This is a genomic window from Bifidobacterium favimelis (assembly GCF_037963085.1).
GTDB classification, from domain to species: Bacteria; Actinomycetota; Actinomycetes; order Actinomycetales; family Bifidobacteriaceae; genus Bombiscardovia; species Bombiscardovia favimelis.
Window position 1 is genome coordinate 1,483,896 of sequence record NZ_JBANDZ010000001.1, and the last position, 16,284, is coordinate 1,500,179.

The window sequence follows — 16,284 nt, forward strand, 5'->3', positions numbered from 1 at the left end:
TGCCCCCAACGGTCTCACAGGTCCGAACCGTACCACTCCTGGATCATGCTGCGGGCTATCGTCGCCCTTCCGGGAAGTTCCATATCCCCCCGGGCGATGAGCGCCACCAGGTCGTCACGGGAGACCCAACGGGCGCTGAGGGTCTCCTCCCCGTCCGTCCGGACGGCAGTGTCCAGGGCCCTCCCCTTGAAGGCCACCATCAGGGAGGCAGGAAAGGGCCAGGGCTGTGAACCCATGTAGCGGAGCTCACCCACAGGCACCCCCACCTCTTCCATGGCCTCCCTCCTGGCTGCGTGCTCCAGGTTCTCCCCGGCCTCCACGAAGCCGGCACATACCGAGACAAGACCTTCCTTCCAGGCCCTGTTGTGCTGGAGGAGGAGGCGGTCGTCGGCATCCACGATGGAGGTGATGACGGCCGGCTCGACCCTGGGGAAGAGGGTGTGGGACACCCCCCGGCCCACGCAGGTCTGCGCCCATCCGGCCTGGGCGGCCCTGACCGGAGAACCGCATAGGGGGCAGAATCTCTGGCCCGTCTGCCAGTTGCTCAGGCAGACCGCGCTGGTGGCCAGGCCCACCTGGCGGGGGGAGGCGTGGGGGGCGAACCCATCCAACCCCACCCAGTCGAAACCTTTGTCGACCAGCCTTCCGGCCTCCCCCGCCCCTGGCGGACAGGTACCTTCCAGGAGCCCCAGATCCAGGGCAAGATAATCCGCCCCCTGCCTGGAACCCAGATAATACAGGGCCTCGGGAGCCGGTCCGGATCGGTCCAGGCCCAGGGCATCCGCCAGGTAGGCGGCCGGGATGGTGGCCAGACGGATCCTCCCCGCCCGACGTGGGGCCAGGAGGCTCTGACCCCGGGGAACAGCCACCCGGCCCCTTCGGACCAGGATGACCACGGCCTTCCCCCGGGTCAGGAGGCCGGGCAGGAGGTCCGGGTCGGTCCTCCGGGCCACCTGATAGTCCACATCCCCCTGTGCCAGAGGGAGTGTGGTAAGAACACGTGTCAGGGCGAGAGGGGAGAAAAGGGAGGGCATCCGGCTCATCGCCCGGCCCCCCGGTCATCAGCCTGCCGGTCCGGCCCCATCGACCCTCCGACCCGGGCAGGATCCCCCGGCATCTCCCGATCGCGCTCCTTGACCGTCAGGACCAGGTCCATGAGGGCGCGGGCCACGGTGGAGGGGTGTTCGACCGCGCTGAAGTGGCCGCAGTCGGGGATGGCCGTGAACCTGACCAGGCAGGAATCCATGGCCTGCATGAGCGGGGCCATCCTGTCGGGGTTGGCCGAGGGATCGCACCGGCCCGAAACCATGGCCACCGGCACGTCGATCGTGCCGGCCAGGTGGGTCTGGTCTGGACGTCCCGCCGCCATACGCTCCCTCCATGCCACGCCGCCCGGGTCCTGCGAGCGGATCCACCCCCCCCAGCTCCCTGATGAACCAGGGCGAGCGCTTGACCGTGGAGTCCCCCTCCTGCACGTCGGCAAAGCCCATGACCGGGTCCACATGACCCTCCCGCAGGCACTCATCGGCTATGGCCAGCCGACGGCTGCGCGACTCGGGGGCATCCGCCTTCATCGCCGTGTCACACAGGGCGAGACCCGCCACGGTCTCCGGGTGCCTTCTCCAGATGGCTTCAACGGCGTATCCCCCCATCGACAGTCCCACCCATATGGCCCGGCTGGCCCCGGTCGACCTCAGCAGGTCCACAAGGGCGTCGGCCATGAGGTCCAAAGCCTGGGTATACGCGCCGTCGGCTGCAAGAGGTCCGCTCTGCGCCGCCGTGGGGACGGGGCTGCCGCCGGCTCCCGGCATGTCAGGTGCATAGACGGGAAAGGGATCCAACCCGGACCGGTCACACAGGTCGATCAGTTCCGCGGCGCAGCGGTCCCACATCCTGTGGTCCACGGGGAAGGCGTGGATGAGGACGACGGGCAGACCGCCCCCCGCCCTGTATATGGTGTTGTGCAGGTCCATTCTCGTCTGGTTCACAGCCATCTTCCCTTCCGTCAGACAAGCCTTCGCCGGCCATGCGCAGGTCTGTCCCTCCTCTCGGATCCAGGCTTCCGCCTGCCTGCCCCGGCCCTCACAGGGCACCAACCCTCACAGGGCACCGGCCCAGGAGAGGGCCTGGCGCAGGATCGAGCCGTGCCCGTTGGGCATCTGGCCGATGAAGGTCTCCAGCATATCGCCCCGGGGGTCCACCCATTCCACGTCCAAGGTCTCGTCCTGCGGCTTGCAGTCGCCGGCCACCGGGACCACATAGCACAGGGCTATGGCGTGCTGGCGGGGGTCATAGAACTCGCTGACCCCGGGGGTGGGGAAGAACTCGGCCACGGTGAAGGGCTGGGGGCTGGTGGGTAGCATGGGGAGGGCCAGCTCGCCCAGGTCCTTGGATATGTTGCGGGCCAGGGCCTCCCTTATGGTCTCGTGGTAGAGGACCCGGCCCGTGATCAGGGTGCGGCCTATGTTCCCGTCCTCCCCCACGCACAGGAGGGTGCCCGCCTGGCTGACGGCGCCCATCTCGTCCACCCTGACCGGGACCACCTCCACATAGGCGATGGGGAGCTGCCGGCGGGCCCGCTCGATATCCCCCCGGTCCAACCATCCGGGCGGGTTGCCCCCCTCGCCGCCCCGCATGAAGTCTTCGGGGGTCACCCCCGAAAACTCCCCACGCGAACGACCGGCGTCGAAGTCGTCGTCATCCGGTATCTCGTCATTCAGCACTGGCATGGCATCAATTATCGATTCCCCGTTCGACGGCCGCCGCGACATCCCGGACGGCTACACCAAGAGCATATTTCCAGCCTTGATGGAATGCTTGATGGGTGAGCATGGTTGCAGACCGGTGAGTGCCAGAGCGGGTGATGACCACCGGCACCCCGCCGGCACCCCATTCGCGGAGCAGACCCCCGGGGATGCGCCACATGCACGGAAGGGCACAGGGCAGGTCTGAAGAACCGGAACAAGGAGAGACACAATGGCAACAAGAGCACTCGACGCGAAGAACTTCGAAAAGACAATCACGGACAACGGCCTGGTCTTCATCGATTTCTGGGCCACCTGGTGCGGCCCCTGCAAGGCCTTCGGCCCCATCTTCGACAAGGCCTCGGACGCGAACACGGACATCGTCTTCGGCAAGGTCGACATAGACCAGAATCAGGACCTGGCTGCGGCGGCCGGGATTCAGGCCGTCCCCACACTGATGATCACCAAGAACGGGCAGATCATCTTCAAGCAGGCCGGGGCCCTGAGGGCCTCCGACCTGGACGACCTGATCCAGCAGGCCCGCCAGGCCGATGTGCCTGTCCAGAACAAGGCCTGAAGGGCGTATCCCCGGGTCGATGTCCGGAGTCCCGGGGTCGGTTTGTGTACTTCCGACCCCGGTTGTACTATGAAGGTTGTGTGTTTTCCGGTGGCGCTTCTCACATGTCAGGAGCCGCACGCCGGTGCCGTCATTTCGGCGCCGGGACAAGATCACCGAGGATCTGCAGGTCGGATATAGGAGCGACATGGCGAACCATGGCAGAAGGCGGATGGCCGCAGTCAGAGCACTGACCAAGCGTCAGTGGATACGTCTGGCGGCAGAGGTCACCGTCATCGGTATGGTCATCGGCGCTGGTTTCATCTCACGCGATTTTTACACTGCCAAGGACTCGACCCCCCACCCCGGGGTGACCGCCTTCTCGGCCACGGACACGCAGGACATGGAGGTCTCGCGCGGTTCGGCCAGGCAGGCCATAAGGAACGGGGCAGGAGGCGCCAACGCCGGAATATCCTATGTCACCGTGCAGATCAACGGACAGAACAAGGTGGTTCTGGGCAACGACTTCACGGATGTCAGATCGGTCCTTCAGACGGGCAACATCACCTTGCAGCCGGATGACATGGTCACACCGGCCCTGAACGAACCCGTCAGCGAGAAGACCGTCATCACGATCGAGCGTGCCGACGCCCAGGTCAAGACGGAGAACTCGGACATCCCCTTCAACACCATCGAGGAGAAGACCGACAGCCTGCCAACCGGGACGACCAGGGTGAAGACCGAGGGCAGGAACGGGGTCATGGAGACCACGAGCCTGATCACCGCAGCAGGCAGGAAGCACCTGACCAGCAACGTCTTCGCCTCCTTCGTCAAGCAGGCCCCGGTCGACAAGGTCGTCCTGGTGGGGACAGGACGCGCGGGTACGTCGGATTCCACCCCCGCCAACCCCACCATTTCGTCGAGCACCACGGCACCGGTGGGTGATTCCCAGGCCATAGCCCACGACCTGGTCCTGTCCCGGGGATGGGGCGAGGGCGAATTCACCTGCCTGGTCCAGCTTTGGAACCGTGAGTCCGGCTGGAGGACCAACGCATCCAACCCCTCAGGTGCCTATGGCATACCCCAGGCCCTTCCGGGCAGCAAGATGGGTTCCGCAGGGCCGGATTGGCAGAACAACCCCAGGACCCAGATCCTATGGGGGTTGGGCTACATCCAGGGACGATACGCCAGTCCCTGTGGTGCCTGGTCCCACTCCCAGTCCACCGGTTGGTATTAAACCGGCCTGCGCACAAAGGTCATCCAGGCCATGCACCCTCGGGATGCATGGCCTCTTTCATATGCAGCCATTACAGAAGGAGGGGGGCGGTGTCCGGCCCCGTGAGGAGGTCGGACACCGCCCCCTCTGTCGTCTCACCGCCACCTCCCCTTCATCAGGGGCGGGGGCGCTCATAAGGAGGACGGACCCCGTAGGGCGGGCGGGGTCCGATGTTCCCGCCCGCCCGTACGTTCACAGGACTGCCTGAAGAACGAAGTCCAGGATGAAGAGGGCTGCGACCCCCCAGATGATCGGGTGGACCTCCCTGGCCTTGCGCTTGCAGGTCATGGTCAGGCAGTAAGTGATGAAGCCTGCGGCCACACCGTATGAGATGGAGTAGGCGAAGCCCATGAAGATGGCCGTGAAGAAGGCGGGTATGGCCTCGGACAGGTCGCTCCACTCTATCTCCTTGAAGGAGCTCATCATCATGCAACCCACGATGACCAGGACCGGCGCCGTGGCCGCAGAGGGGACGGCGGAGATCAGGGGGGCGAAGAGGGCGCTCAGGCCAAAGCAGATGGCGATGACGACCGAGGTCAGGCCGGTGCGGCCACCCGCCGCTATGCCCGCTGCGGACTCCACGTAGGTCGTGGTGTTGGAAGTGCCGAAGAGGGCGCCGATGGAGGTGGCGGTGGCATCCGCGAAGAGGGCCTTGTCCATCTTGGAGCTGAATCCGGAACCGGACTCCAGGGCCTTCTCATCCTCTGCTGAGAAGATGCCGGAACGGCGGCCGGTGCCTACGAAGGTGCCGATCGTGTCGAAGGTGTCGGACAGGGAGAAGGCGAAGATGGTCACCAGGACCAGCGGGATCTTAGCGGGGTCGGAGAAGAGGGCGGGGAAGCCGTCCTTGGTGAAGATGGCCAGGAAGGTCTGCGGCAGCTGGGAGAAGGCCTGCCCCAGGTCGATCGAACCGGATTTCGCCGTCACCCCCATGGGGATGCCGATCAATGTGACGACAATGATCGAGATGACGAAGGCGGCCTTGTTGATGAAGCCGAGCCTGCCATTGAATTTGAAGACGAGGAGGAAGACGGTCAGGAGCAGACCGATCACGAAGAGGATGACCGAGGGGGTGTTGAAGACGGTCAGGCCGGGATTGGCACCGGCGGCCGAGCTCTTGTCCGGGCTGAACTTGATGATACCCACGTTCAGCAGTCCCACATAGGCGATGAAGACCCCGATGCCCCCGCCGATGGCGTGCTGCAGGAGGGGCGGGATGGCCCTGATGATCATCTTGCGCAGCTTGGTCGCCGTGATCAGTATGTTGAGGAGGCCGCAGATGAAGACCATGCTCAGGGTCTCCTGCCAGGTGAAGCCCAGACCCTTGACCACGGTGAAGGTGAAGAAGGCGTTGAGCCCCACGCCTGGCGCCACCCCATACGGGACATTGGCGACCAATGCCATGATCAGGGTGCCGATGATGGCGGCGATCAGGGTTGCAATGAAAACGGCCCCCCACGGCATGCCAGCCGTTGAGAGGACCGAGGGATTGACCACGATGATGTACGCCATCGCGAAGAAGGTCGTGACACCCGCAACCACTTCAGTGGAAACTGTGGTACCATTATCTGAAAGCCTGAATAGCTTTTGCATATTCTTCCTTTATGTTGTCTAATTTGGCGATCGGACAATTAGAAGAATAACATAAGCTACAGGCTTTTTTCGTTTCGTATTTGTGACGGCCGTCGACCTGCCAGGCAGTCAGACAGGCATCGGCATTCCCCCCTTTCGACCGGCCCTTCTTCATACTTCATGGCCTCATCCCCCAACTTCGCGGGACCCCTTTGCCCTCTCTGTCTTCTTCCGGGACACACCCGCCCCTCACCGGGTCCATGAGCCTGAAATGAGGGATCGCCACCATAGAATCTGAATCAGGACGACGCCCCTTGGAGGCAAGGGGCCATCCGCGGAACCTGACATGAGCGAAAACGAGCAGGGGGAGGCAGGACCATGCCCAACCAGCACTGGGAAGCAGAAGACGAGAAGCAGTACCGCCACGTATATGATAGTGAAATCGAACGCGGCCAGGACGAGAAGACCGCCGAACGCATAGCGGCCGCCACCGTCAACAAGGAGCGCAGACGGGAGGGGCGGACCATGGAGGAGGCCGGGACGGCCCGGCAAGACGGTGGGACCGCCGACGGGGACGGACCGGAAAGCCCGGGAAAACCGAAGGCGGCAAAGGGGGCTGGCCCTTCACCCAGCCGGGATTCCCGGAGGAATCGAAGCAGTCACTGAGGCAGGGGGCATGAGCCCTTCCGCCTGCGGCCCGGGATGCCCCCCGTCAGCCGAAGCGGCCCGAGATGTAGCGCTCGGTGTCCTCCTCATGGGGGTTGGAGAAGATGGTGGTGGTATCGTTCATCTCGACCAGGTGACCGGGTTGCCCCACGGCCTTGAGGTTGAAGAAGGCCGTGTAGTCGGAGACCCGGGCCGCCTGCTGCATGTTGTGGGTGACGATGACTATCGTATAGTCCTGTTTCAGCTCGTTGATGAGGTCCTCCACGGCCAGGGTGGAGATGGGGTCCAGGGCCGAGCAGGGTTCGTCCATGAGGAGGACCTGGGGGTGGACGGCCACGGCCCTGGCGATGCAGAGCCTCTGCTGCTGACCTCCTGAAAGACCGATGCCGGGCTTGTCCAGGCGGTCCTTCACCTCGTTCCAGAGGTTGGCCCCCCTCAGGGCCCATTCGACCAGGTCGTCGGCGTCGGACTTGGAGATATGCTTCTTGTTCAGCCGGATGCCCGCCAGGACGTTTTCCCGGATCGACATGGTCGGGAAGGGGTTGGCCCTCTGGAAGACCATCCCCACGTCCCTGCGGACGGCCACCGGGTCGACGTCCGGGGCGTAGAGGTCATGCCCCTCCAGGAGGACCTGGCCGGTGACATGGGCCCCGGGGGTGATCTCGTGCATCCTGTCGAGGGTCCTGAGGACCGTCGACTTCCCGCAGCCCGAGGGGCCGATGAAGGCCGTGACCTTGTTGGCCTGGATCTTCATGTTCACGTCCTCCACGGCCAGGAAGTCCCCGTAGTAGACGTTGAGGTGGTTGATGTCTATCCGCTGGCCCATGCTACTTTCCTCTTCCTTCCAAGTCTTTCATCTTGTGCGCCCCTCCCGGTCTCACTTCTTCGCCTCCACCGAGAAGAGACGGGATATCAACCTGCCCAGAAGGTTGAGCAGGAGGACGATGATGATGAGGACCAGGGCGGCCGCCCAGGCCCGTTGCATCCTGACATCGGCCAGGCAGGCGGGATCGGCCCCGGGGCCGCAGACGGCCAGACCCTGTGAATACTCGTTGTATACGTATACGGGCAGGGTGGTCATCCGGCCGGAGAAGAGATTGCCGTTGGTCGATGCTATGAAGCCCGAGGCTATGAGGAGGGGGGCGGTCTCACCGATGACCCTGGCGATGGCCAGGATGGTCCCCGAGACGATGCCCGGCAGGGCGGTGCGCAGGACGATCCTGGTTATGGTCCTCTGCCGGGTGACCCCCAGGGCGTAAGCGGCCTCCCTCAGATCCATGGGGACCACGGCCAGCATGTCCTCGGAGGTCTTGACCACGGTGGGGATCATCAGCAGGGAGAGGGCCACCGACCCGGAGAAGCCGTTGACCGTGCCCGGGCCCACCAGGGTGGCGAACATCGAGAAGGCGAAGAGGCCGGCCACCACCGAGGGTATCCCGCTCATGACGTCGACCAGGAGGGAGATCGCCTTGGACAGCCTGCCGCCATGGGCGTATTCGACCAGGTAGACCGCGCACATGATTCCTATCGGTATGGAGATGGCCATGGCACCGAAGGTGACCTCCAGGGTGCCGATGACGGCGTGGAGGATACCCCCATAACCGCCCGAGGCGGTCGGATTGCCACCCACCACCCCGCTCATGTTGTGCGTCAGGAAGTCCAGGTTCAGCCTCTGCACCCCCTTGACCAGGCTGACCCAGAGAACGGAGACCAGGGGGACCAGGGCCACCAGGAAGGAGAGGACGACCAGGGCCGTCATCAGGGCGTTCTTGCGCTTGCGGGCCCGGATGGAGGACCGGGTGGGCTTGAATCTGTCGAAGTCCGGGCTGGGCTTTTGCGAACGGACCTGACTCACTTGGCACCTACCTTCCCGGTGATCCTGCGGGCCGTGTAGTTGACGATGAAGGTGATGACGAAGAGGACCAGGCCGGTGGCGATCAGGGTGGCCACCCCGGGACCGTCCGCTTCGGGGAACTGGGAGGCTATGTTGGCGGCTATCGTCTGACTGGTCGACGGGCGCAGGAGGCGCAGGGAGTAGCTGAAGCCCGGGGAGAGGATCATGAGGACGGCCATGGTCTCCCCCAGGGCCCGGCCCAGACCAAGCATGGAGGCGGATATGATCCCCGAACGGCCGAATGGGATGACGGCCAGGCGGATCATCTCCCACTTGGTGGCTCCCAGGGCCAGGGCGGCCTCCTCCTGCAGGCGGGGGGTCTGGACGAAGATGTCACGGGTGACCGAGGTGATGATGGGGAGGATCATGACGGCCAGGACCACGGAGACCGTGGCCACCGACCTGGCAGGGGCCGCCACCGGACCCGCGAAGAGGGGGATCCACCCCAGGTGCCTGGACACCCATTTCCAGAAGCCGGTGATCCCCGGGACCAGGGTCAGGGCACCCCAAAGGCCGTAGACGACCGATGGGATGGCGGCCAGGAGGTCGACCACGTAGCTCAGGGCCGTGGACAACCTGGCCGGGGCGTAATGGGAGATGAAGAGGGCTATGCCGACCGCCACGGGGAAGGCCATGAGGAGGGCCAGGCCGGCTATGAGGACGGTGCCGAAGACCAGGGGACCCACATATTGCCAGAAACCGCCGGCCCTCCCCCCGCTCAGCGAGAGGATGGTCTCGTGGCGCACCCGGGGGTCGCCGGTGAAGGCGGGCAGGGCCCGTATGACCAGAAAGAGGGTCACGGCCGCCAGGAGGATGAGGATCAAGATGCCGGCCCCGTAAGCGCAGTATCTGAAGATGCGGTCGGCCAGTCTGCCCGAACGTCCGGTGTCGCCGTCACCTCCGGTCCCTGCCGGACCCGGGCGGCCCTTGGCCCCTTCGACCTTCCCGGTCCCCACGGGGACCGGTCCCCCATTCGACCCGGCCGAATAGCCTGCAGAGCTCATGTCAATCCACCTCCATCGCTTCCACCGAGGTCATGACCCTCTTCCTCAGGGAGGGGCCCAGCCGGACGCTGCCTGCATTCCTGGCGGCCGCCTCCTGCCCCTCCTCTCCGATGACGTAGGTCAGCCACTCCTTGGCGAACCGCGCTTTTTCATGGTCGGGATCGCGCCGGTAGACCTGGCAGGCCACGTCGTAGGAAACCAGAAGGATGGGATAGGTCCCCTCCCCTGCACCGGCATGGTCCACCTTCAGGACCAGGCGGCCGGCCCCCCTGGCGGCGGAATCGAACCCGGCCGCCTCCAGGGCCTTGCCGGCGGCCGCCGTGGTGGGAGGCGTGTAAGAGGATCCGGCCTTGACGGCGACGGTCCCCAGACCGGTGGTCTGTGCTGCGTCGGCGTACCCTATGGTCCCCTCCGCCTGGTTCAGGGTCATGACCACCCCGGCTGTCCCCTTGGCGGCCTGCCCCAGGTCGTTGGGCCAATTCTCCCCTGCCGGGTGGGGCCATGCGGACCCGGCCGTGTCATGCAGGTAACTCAGGAAGCTCTTGGTGGTGCCGGACTTGTCGGACCGGTGGACCACCGTGATGTCGAGGTCGGGCAGGTCGACGCCCGGGTTGAGCCGGGCTATGCGAGCGTCATTCCAGTTGGTTATGCCCCCGTCGAAGATCATCGCCATGGTTTGGGGGTCCAGTCTCAGGTGACGGTCCACGGCGTTCAGGCCGGCTGACCGGAGGTTGTAGGCCACGGCTATGGGGGTGGCGTATACGGGGATGTCAAAGGCCCTTCCGCCCTGGCAGGTTGATTCCGAGGATTTGAGCTGGGCCTGGGTGAGGGGGGCGTCGGTGCCCGCCCAGATGGTCGATCCGTTGAGGAAGGCGTTGACCCCTGCTCCCGAACCGGCCGGGTCATACGAAATCCTGGCCCCGGGGTGCAGGGCCCGGAAGCCGGCGATCCAGGCCTCGTTGGCGCTCTGCTGGGAGGAGGCGCCCGAGCCTGCGAACTCGCCGCTGAGCACCGGGTCCTCCGCCGTCGCCGTCTGGTCGGACGGGAGGGCGTTGTCCCCGCACCCGCCCAGACAGACCGCCAGGGACAGGGCCGCCAGCAGGGCTACAGGACGCGCGGGCACATGGTTGCGCATGCTTCCCTTCCTCAAAGTAGTAGGCCACAGGTCAAACGTCAGGACGGCCACGCCAGGGGTGGCCGGCCGCATCCACTCCCAGGATAACCGAGCGGACTCCCACAGCATACTTGAAACGCTCGGAGAGCTGAACCCAGGTTTGTCCACGCTGCGGGAAACAGCCGATCCGCCACGGAGGAGGGTGTATTATATGTTTCTTGTTGGACGCGCTTTCACATGTTCTCTCGCAGGGTATCGAGTGTCGATTTCCCTTGTTTATGTGCCTTCCGGCCGCGTAGGAGACGACGTACCGGAATGTGCCCGCCCCGTCTGGCATTGCACGGCGGGCGGTCTTTCAAGCCGCGTCCGGCACTCACTGGTTGGTCATCGCCCTGCGGATACATAGAGGAAGTGGTTTGTGCATGAGGAAGAAGCAGTTCGCCGGACAGGGACGGACGCTGACAGGCAACCGGGCATATGCGGACGGAAAACTCACCCATGAAGCATTCATCTCGCTGGCGATCCTCACGGTCATCACCTTCCTGGGGAACTTCACCCAGCTCCAGCTGGCCAGCGCCCTGCCCACCATCGTCAAGGAATTCCATATCAACCTGACCACGGGCCAGTGGCTGACCTCGGTCTTCCAATTGGTCATGGGGGTCATGGTCCCCCTGACAGGCTTCCTGACCAAGCGCTTTTCGACCCGTCAGATCGTCATCACTTCCATGACGGTCTTCACCCTGGGATCCCTGCTCAGCTGGCAGTCGACCTCATTCGCCATAGTCCTCCTGGGCCGCATCCTGGAAGCCATCGGCACGGGGACCATGTGGCCCGTCCTCCAGATCACCGTCTTCTCCATCTACCCCCTGTCCAAGAGGGGGATGGCCATGGGGACCGTGGGCCTGGCCATGAGCGTCGCCCCGGCCATCGGCCCGACTCTGGGCGGCTGGCAGACCGATGCCAACGGCTGGCGCTCCATCTTCCTGACGTTGAGCATCTGCGGGGCCCTGGCCCTGATCGTCTCCGCCATATGGCTGCGTAACTTCGGCGAGCGCGACAGCGGCATCAAGGCGGACTTCTTCTCGGTCGGCCTGTCCGTCGTCGGTTTCGGCGGGCTCATGTACGGCTTCACCAACATCGAGAACTATCCGATCACCTCCCTGATGACCTGGCCCTTCATGTTGGTGGGTCTGCTCGGCATCGTCTGGTTCGTCCTGCGCCAGCTGCACCGGACCAGCCCCCTGCTTGACCTGCGGGTCCTCAAGGTGAAGAACTTCACGGTCGGGACCATCATCGCCTCCATGTCCTTCTTCGCCTTCAGCTCCGTGACGGTGATCCTGCCCATGTACATACAGACCGACCGGGGCTACACGGCCACGATGAGCGGCCTGGTCATGCTGCCCGGGGCCATCGGCACGGCCATCGCCCAGTTCTTCGGCGGCCGCCTCCTGGACAGGTGGGGGGCCCGGCCCGTCGCCCTGACCGGTTGCACCATCCTCTGCCTGGGGACCGTCGCCTTGAGCATGATCGGCTCGGGGACATGGATCGGCCTGGTCTCCATCTGCCAGTTCATCCGGCAGATCGGCATGGGCTTCACCCTGATGCCCCTGACCACCTGGTCGTTGAACAACCTCGCCCCCCGGGATGTGTCCGCAGGGTCTGCCGTGACCAACACTGCCCGGCAGATCGCCGGTGCGGTCGGGGCGCCCATCCTGGTCATCATCATGGAATCCATCACCGGCATCAGGCACAGGTCCCTGGGCGGGTCACCCACCACCCAGATCGATGCCAACATCTTCGGCGTCCAGTGGGCCCTTCGCATTTCAGCGGTCATCTGCCTGGGAATGGTTCTCCTGGTCTACTTCGGGGTGCGTGGCCAGGGAGCCGGATCCGGCCGGCAGATGACCCGGATGCTTCTGCGCTATGTCCATGTGATTCACGCCCCGGCGGCCCGTCCCGCTTCCGGCCCTGCTGCAGGATCCGAAGACGGCGGGATCTCCGACCCCGACCGGCCCCTCAACGCCGAAGTGACAGGTCCGTCCGTGACGGAAGAGGGTGGATCCGGGACCGCCGACGGGCAGGAGCGGGAGGGGTGACCAAGGGCCTGTCCCTTTGCCCTGTCCCACCGGGGGGACTCATCTGGTGGTGTTCCTGGCGATGACCCTTGACTCGCTGACCAGGGTGCGGGCCTCCTGACCGGCCTGACCTATCCGCGACAGGATCCTGTTCACCGAGGTGCGTGATATCCATTCCAGACGGGAGTCCATGGTGGTCAGGGGGGTCTGCAGGTAGGCGGACTCCTCTATGTTGTCGAAGCCGATCAGCTGGACCTGGCCGGGCACGTCGATGTCGTTGGCGGTCAGGGCGGACAGGGCCCCTATGGCCAGCTGGTCGTTCAACGCCACCACCCCGTCGAAGCCGACACCGGAGTCGATGATGGACTGCATGGTCAGGTAGCCCCGTCCCAGGGACCAGTCGTACCCGGTGACCCCCATCAGACGGCGGTCTATCTCCACCCCCCGTCGTCTGCTCGCCTCGAGTATCCCCCTCATGCGCAGTTCCGCATTGCCCTCGCGGGCAGAGCCGAGACGGCCCTCATCCAAACGCTGGTGCAGGCCCACAACGGCAAGGGAACGGACCTGCCTTGCGAAGAGGTAGTCGGCGGCCATGGCCGCGCTGGCCCGGTCATCCACCATGACGTGGTCGGCCACCCCCCTGGTGTCCCGGGCGCCCACACAGACCAAGGGGTAGGAGACGTCAAGGTCGGACGTGGTGAAATCCTCCAGTTCCGACATGGACAGGATGATTCCGTCGCTGATGGTGTTGTTGAATGAGCGCAGTAGGTCCCTGGCCCCCTTGGCCGACCCCTCTGCATAGGTGCTCACGTAGACCGCATATCCCTTGAGGCGGGCGCTGTCTATGACCCGGTTGGCCAGCTCGGACAGGTAGGGGGGCGTCAGGGAGGGGACGGCCAAGGTGATGAAACCCGTCTTGTTCCTGTTGAGGTTGCGGGCCGCCGCATTCACCTTGTAGCCCGACTGGTCGATGACCTCCTGGACCCTCTTGCGGGTCGCCGCGGACATCCTGCCGGAACCGTTGACGACGTTGGATGCGGTCTTCAAGGAGACCCCGGCGCGCGAAGCGACATCGCGCAGGGTGATGCGTCTTGTTCTCTGACCGCCCTGTTCGTTCATGCCTTCTTGCCCCTTGTCGGTGCCGCCGGCCCGTTGGGATTCCGGTCATGGCACGAGGCCATGAACCGGCCGTCCCCCCTTACAGGCGGGTCACGACCAGGCCGTTGACCTTCATAGCATACGCCTTGGAAGCGTCCTGGCTGTCATGTGAGAGCGCCCGGCTGCGATAGAGGACGACCGCCTCCCCGGGCAGGGGGACTTCTGCGATGACCGCGTCGCCGCGGTTGAAGGCGAAGAGGAAATCACCATCCGCCCCGCGACGGGTGACCTGGAGAAGACGCGGATCGCGTGTGCCCCCCTCCTGCAGGTCTGCGTGGAAAAAGCCGGGAGGCAACAGCCGGCCAATCACCCTGGCGAGGTCGTCGAGTTCCAGGCCGCAGCCAAGGTAGGCCACGGATCCCGAGCCGCATCCTCGCAGGGTGATGGCAGGCAGGCCATCCAATCCCAAGGAACGCGCCCTGGTCCCCTTGTACCGGGCCAGGACGGTAACCTCATCCCCCCTTACATCCGCCTGGACCGCCCAGGTTCCCCCCAGGCCCCCGCAGGTCAGCTGCAGGGGTCCGCCTCCGGCCTCCTGCCTGCCCAGGGCCACGATCTCCTGCCCGCTGACCCCCGTCAGGTCCCGCAGGGCCGCAGGATATCCTCCAAGCCCCACGTGCATCTCCTCGTCCATTATCCCGCTGGCGAAGTCCACGACCAGGTGGCCTCCCCCGTCCACAAACCTGTGCAGTCGATCGGATTGGGCGTCGCTCACCGTCAGCAGGCCGGGGAGGACCACGGCGGCGTAGGAGGACCAATCCCCCTTGACGGGAACCACGTCGGCCCTGACCCCGCAGTCCAGGAGGGCTCTGAACCAGAGCAGGACCTGGTTCCAATGGTCGACGCCCCTGTCCGGCAGTGTCCTGCAACCGCAGGCCCACTCGGCTCCGGCATCGAAGAGGATGGCGACTTGCGCCCGATCCACACGGCTGCCCGTGACCCCCTCCGCCGAGAGGACCTGCAGGAGGCGGCCGAGCTGCCGTACCTGACGGAAGATGTCGGTCTGCGCACCGGCATGGGGGACCATGGCCGAATGGAAGGCTTCCGCCCCGGTGCGGGACTGTCTCCACTGGAAGAAGTCAACCCCGTCGGCACCCAGCGCAACATGGGCAAGGGCATCGCGCACCAGCTCGCCCGACCGCTTCGGGGGGTTGTAAGACCTCCAATTGACGGCCGAGGTGGAATGCTCCATGAGGTACCAGGGCTGTCTGCAGGCGAGGGCGCAGACCAGGGCATCGGAGCAGGCCAGCTCGTCCAAGTGACCGGGTCCGGAATGGAAGTAGTGGTCGTTCGACACGAAATCCACCTGACGGGACCAGGACTCGTAGTCCAGGGGGCACTGGTCCGTGGACACCATGAAATTGGTCGTCAGGGGTCTGTCGGGGGTGACGGCGGCCAACTCGTCCCTCTCGGCCTTGAAGAAGTCCAGGAGGCAGTCCGAGGAGAATCGTCTGAAGTCCAGCTCCAGGCCGGGATTGGTCATCGCGTCGTCTCCCCCCGCATGCCGGGGGATCAGGATCTGCGCGAAATCCTGCAGCCGCTGGGACCAGAAGTCCGTGCCCCAAGCCTCATTGACCCTTTCTATGGACCCGTATCGCTTGCGGCACCACACCCGGAAGGCCTCCTCAGCGTCGTCCGAATAGTCGGCCGCATTGTTCCAGCCATACTCATTGCCCACATGCCAGGCTACGACGTAGGGGTTGTCCCGGTAATGCAAGGCCAGGGCCCGGCAGAGCCGCAGGGCGTACCGTCTGAAGACCGGGGAGGCGGGCCGCCATGATTGGCGGGTCCCGGCATTCACAACGGTCCCGTCCCTCTCACGCGGGAGGACCTCCGGATGCTGCTCATAGAGCCAGAGTGGGGCCGTGGCCGTCGCGGAGGCCAGATCGACGGCTATGCCGGCCCGGCCCAGACGGCCGATGACGTCATCCAGCCAGGCGAAATCCCATACCCCGTCACTGGGCTCCAGCCTGGCCCAGGCGAAGATGCCCAGCGATACGATGTTGACCCCGGCCTCGACCATCAGATCGACATCCTCATCCCAGACCGACCGCGGCCACTGCTCGGGGTAGTAATCGCCCCCGTACCATATGGCGCTTCTATGACCGGGCAGGGGGGCAGGCCAGCGGTGGGGGCGACGCCCCCCCTCCCCATGCATCCCGCCGGCCCGGAGGGTTTCACCGTCTTCTTCCCAGCTCATCTCGACTCCTGCATCCCGTGGCCGA

The 16,284-nt window shown here is 65.1% G+C and carries 13 protein-coding genes and 1 pseudogene; 4 read left to right on the forward strand and 10 right to left on the reverse strand.

Annotated features, from left to right (window positions below):
- Nucleotides 1-14 precede the first annotated feature (14 nt).
- From nudC to V6584_RS05975, 3 genes and pseudogenes are all read right to left on the reverse strand, one after another.
- A complete protein-coding gene (gene nudC, locus V6584_RS05965; protein ID WP_340469573.1) occupies nucleotides 15-1,043 on the reverse strand; it encodes an NAD(+) diphosphatase in 1,029 nt (342 codons plus the stop codon).
- An 80-nt stretch (nucleotides 1,044-1,123) separates the two neighbouring features.
- A pseudogene (locus tag V6584_RS05970) lies at nucleotides 1,124-1,973 on the reverse strand (alpha/beta fold hydrolase); the annotation flags it as partial.
- 126 nt (nucleotides 1,974-2,099) lie between these two features.
- Nucleotides 2,100-2,729 (reverse strand): NUDIX hydrolase family protein, encoded by a 630-nt coding sequence (locus V6584_RS05975; protein ID WP_340469574.1) that lies wholly within the window; start codon nucleotides 2,727-2,729, stop codon nucleotides 2,100-2,102.
- 247 nt (nucleotides 2,730-2,976) lie between these two features.
- Here V6584_RS05975 and trxA point away from each other — a divergent pair, with 247 nt between their 5' ends.
- A complete protein-coding gene (gene trxA / locus V6584_RS05980) occupies nucleotides 2,977-3,321 on the forward strand; it encodes a thioredoxin (RefSeq protein WP_340469575.1) in 345 nt (114 codons plus the stop codon).
- Between the two features lie 187 nt (nucleotides 3,322-3,508).
- Nucleotides 3,509-4,537: an aggregation-promoting factor C-terminal-like domain-containing protein gene (locus tag V6584_RS05985; protein ID WP_340486261.1), complete on the forward strand. Its 1,029-nt coding sequence runs from the start codon at nucleotides 3,509-3,511 to the stop codon at nucleotides 4,535-4,537.
- Nucleotides 4,538-4,768: 231 nt separating this feature from the next.
- On the opposite strand, the gene V6584_RS05990 is transcribed toward V6584_RS05985, so the two are convergent.
- Nucleotides 4,769-6,169, reverse strand: a complete 1,401-nt coding sequence (locus tag V6584_RS05990) for an NCS2 family permease (protein WP_340469577.1) — start codon at nucleotides 6,167-6,169, stop codon at nucleotides 4,769-4,771.
- 357 nt (nucleotides 6,170-6,526) lie between these two features.
- Here V6584_RS05990 and V6584_RS05995 point away from each other — a divergent pair, with 357 nt between their 5' ends.
- The gene (locus tag V6584_RS05995; protein ID WP_340469578.1) at nucleotides 6,527-6,814 is read left to right on the forward strand and encodes a hypothetical protein; all 288 of its coding nucleotides are present in this window, start codon (nucleotides 6,527-6,529) and stop codon (nucleotides 6,812-6,814) included.
- A gap of 46 nt (nucleotides 6,815-6,860) precedes the next feature.
- Here the strand turns inward: V6584_RS05995 and pstB are convergent, their stop codons facing one another.
- Genes pstB through V6584_RS06015 form a run of 4 tightly spaced genes read right to left on the reverse strand, consistent with a single transcriptional unit; the run spans nucleotide 6,861 to nucleotide 10,847 of the window.
- Complete coding sequence (gene pstB / locus V6584_RS06000) at nucleotides 6,861-7,640, reverse strand: phosphate ABC transporter ATP-binding protein PstB (protein ID WP_340469579.1); 780 nt, start codon at nucleotides 7,638-7,640, stop codon at nucleotides 6,861-6,863.
- Between the two features lie 51 nt (nucleotides 7,641-7,691).
- A complete protein-coding gene (pstA, locus tag V6584_RS06005; RefSeq protein WP_340469580.1) occupies nucleotides 7,692-8,669 on the reverse strand; it encodes a phosphate ABC transporter permease PstA in 978 nt (325 codons plus the stop codon).
- Nucleotides 8,666-9,712, reverse strand: coding sequence for a phosphate ABC transporter permease subunit PstC (gene pstC / locus V6584_RS06010; protein ID WP_340469581.1), 1,047 nt, complete (start codon nucleotides 9,710-9,712; stop codon nucleotides 8,666-8,668). The genes pstA and pstC overlap by 4 nt, the downstream gene beginning before the upstream one ends.
- Nucleotide 9,713: 1 nt before the next feature.
- On the reverse strand, nucleotides 9,714-10,847 hold the full coding sequence (locus V6584_RS06015; protein WP_340469582.1) for a phosphate ABC transporter substrate-binding protein PstS: 1,134 nt from the start codon (nucleotides 10,845-10,847) through the stop codon (nucleotides 9,714-9,716).
- Nucleotides 10,848-11,248: 401 nt separating this feature from the next.
- Between V6584_RS06015 and V6584_RS06020 the strand changes: the two genes are divergently transcribed.
- Nucleotides 11,249-12,922 carry an MDR family MFS transporter gene (locus V6584_RS06020; RefSeq protein ID WP_340469584.1) on the forward strand — a complete coding sequence of 558 codons (1,674 nt, stop codon included), beginning with the start codon at nucleotides 11,249-11,251 and terminating at the stop codon, nucleotides 12,920-12,922.
- Nucleotides 12,923-12,961: 39 nt separating this feature from the next.
- Here the strand turns inward: V6584_RS06020 and V6584_RS06025 are convergent, their stop codons facing one another.
- Both V6584_RS06025 and V6584_RS06030 read right to left on the reverse strand, forming a co-directional pair.
- Complete coding sequence (locus tag V6584_RS06025) at nucleotides 12,962-14,020, reverse strand: LacI family DNA-binding transcriptional regulator (RefSeq protein ID WP_340486263.1); 1,059 nt, start codon at nucleotides 14,018-14,020, stop codon at nucleotides 12,962-12,964.
- A 79-nt stretch (nucleotides 14,021-14,099) separates the two neighbouring features.
- On the reverse strand, nucleotides 14,100-16,259 hold the full coding sequence (locus V6584_RS06030; RefSeq protein ID WP_340469587.1) for a beta-galactosidase: 2,160 nt from the start codon (nucleotides 16,257-16,259) through the stop codon (nucleotides 14,100-14,102).
- Between the last annotated feature and the right edge of the window lie 25 nt (nucleotides 16,260-16,284).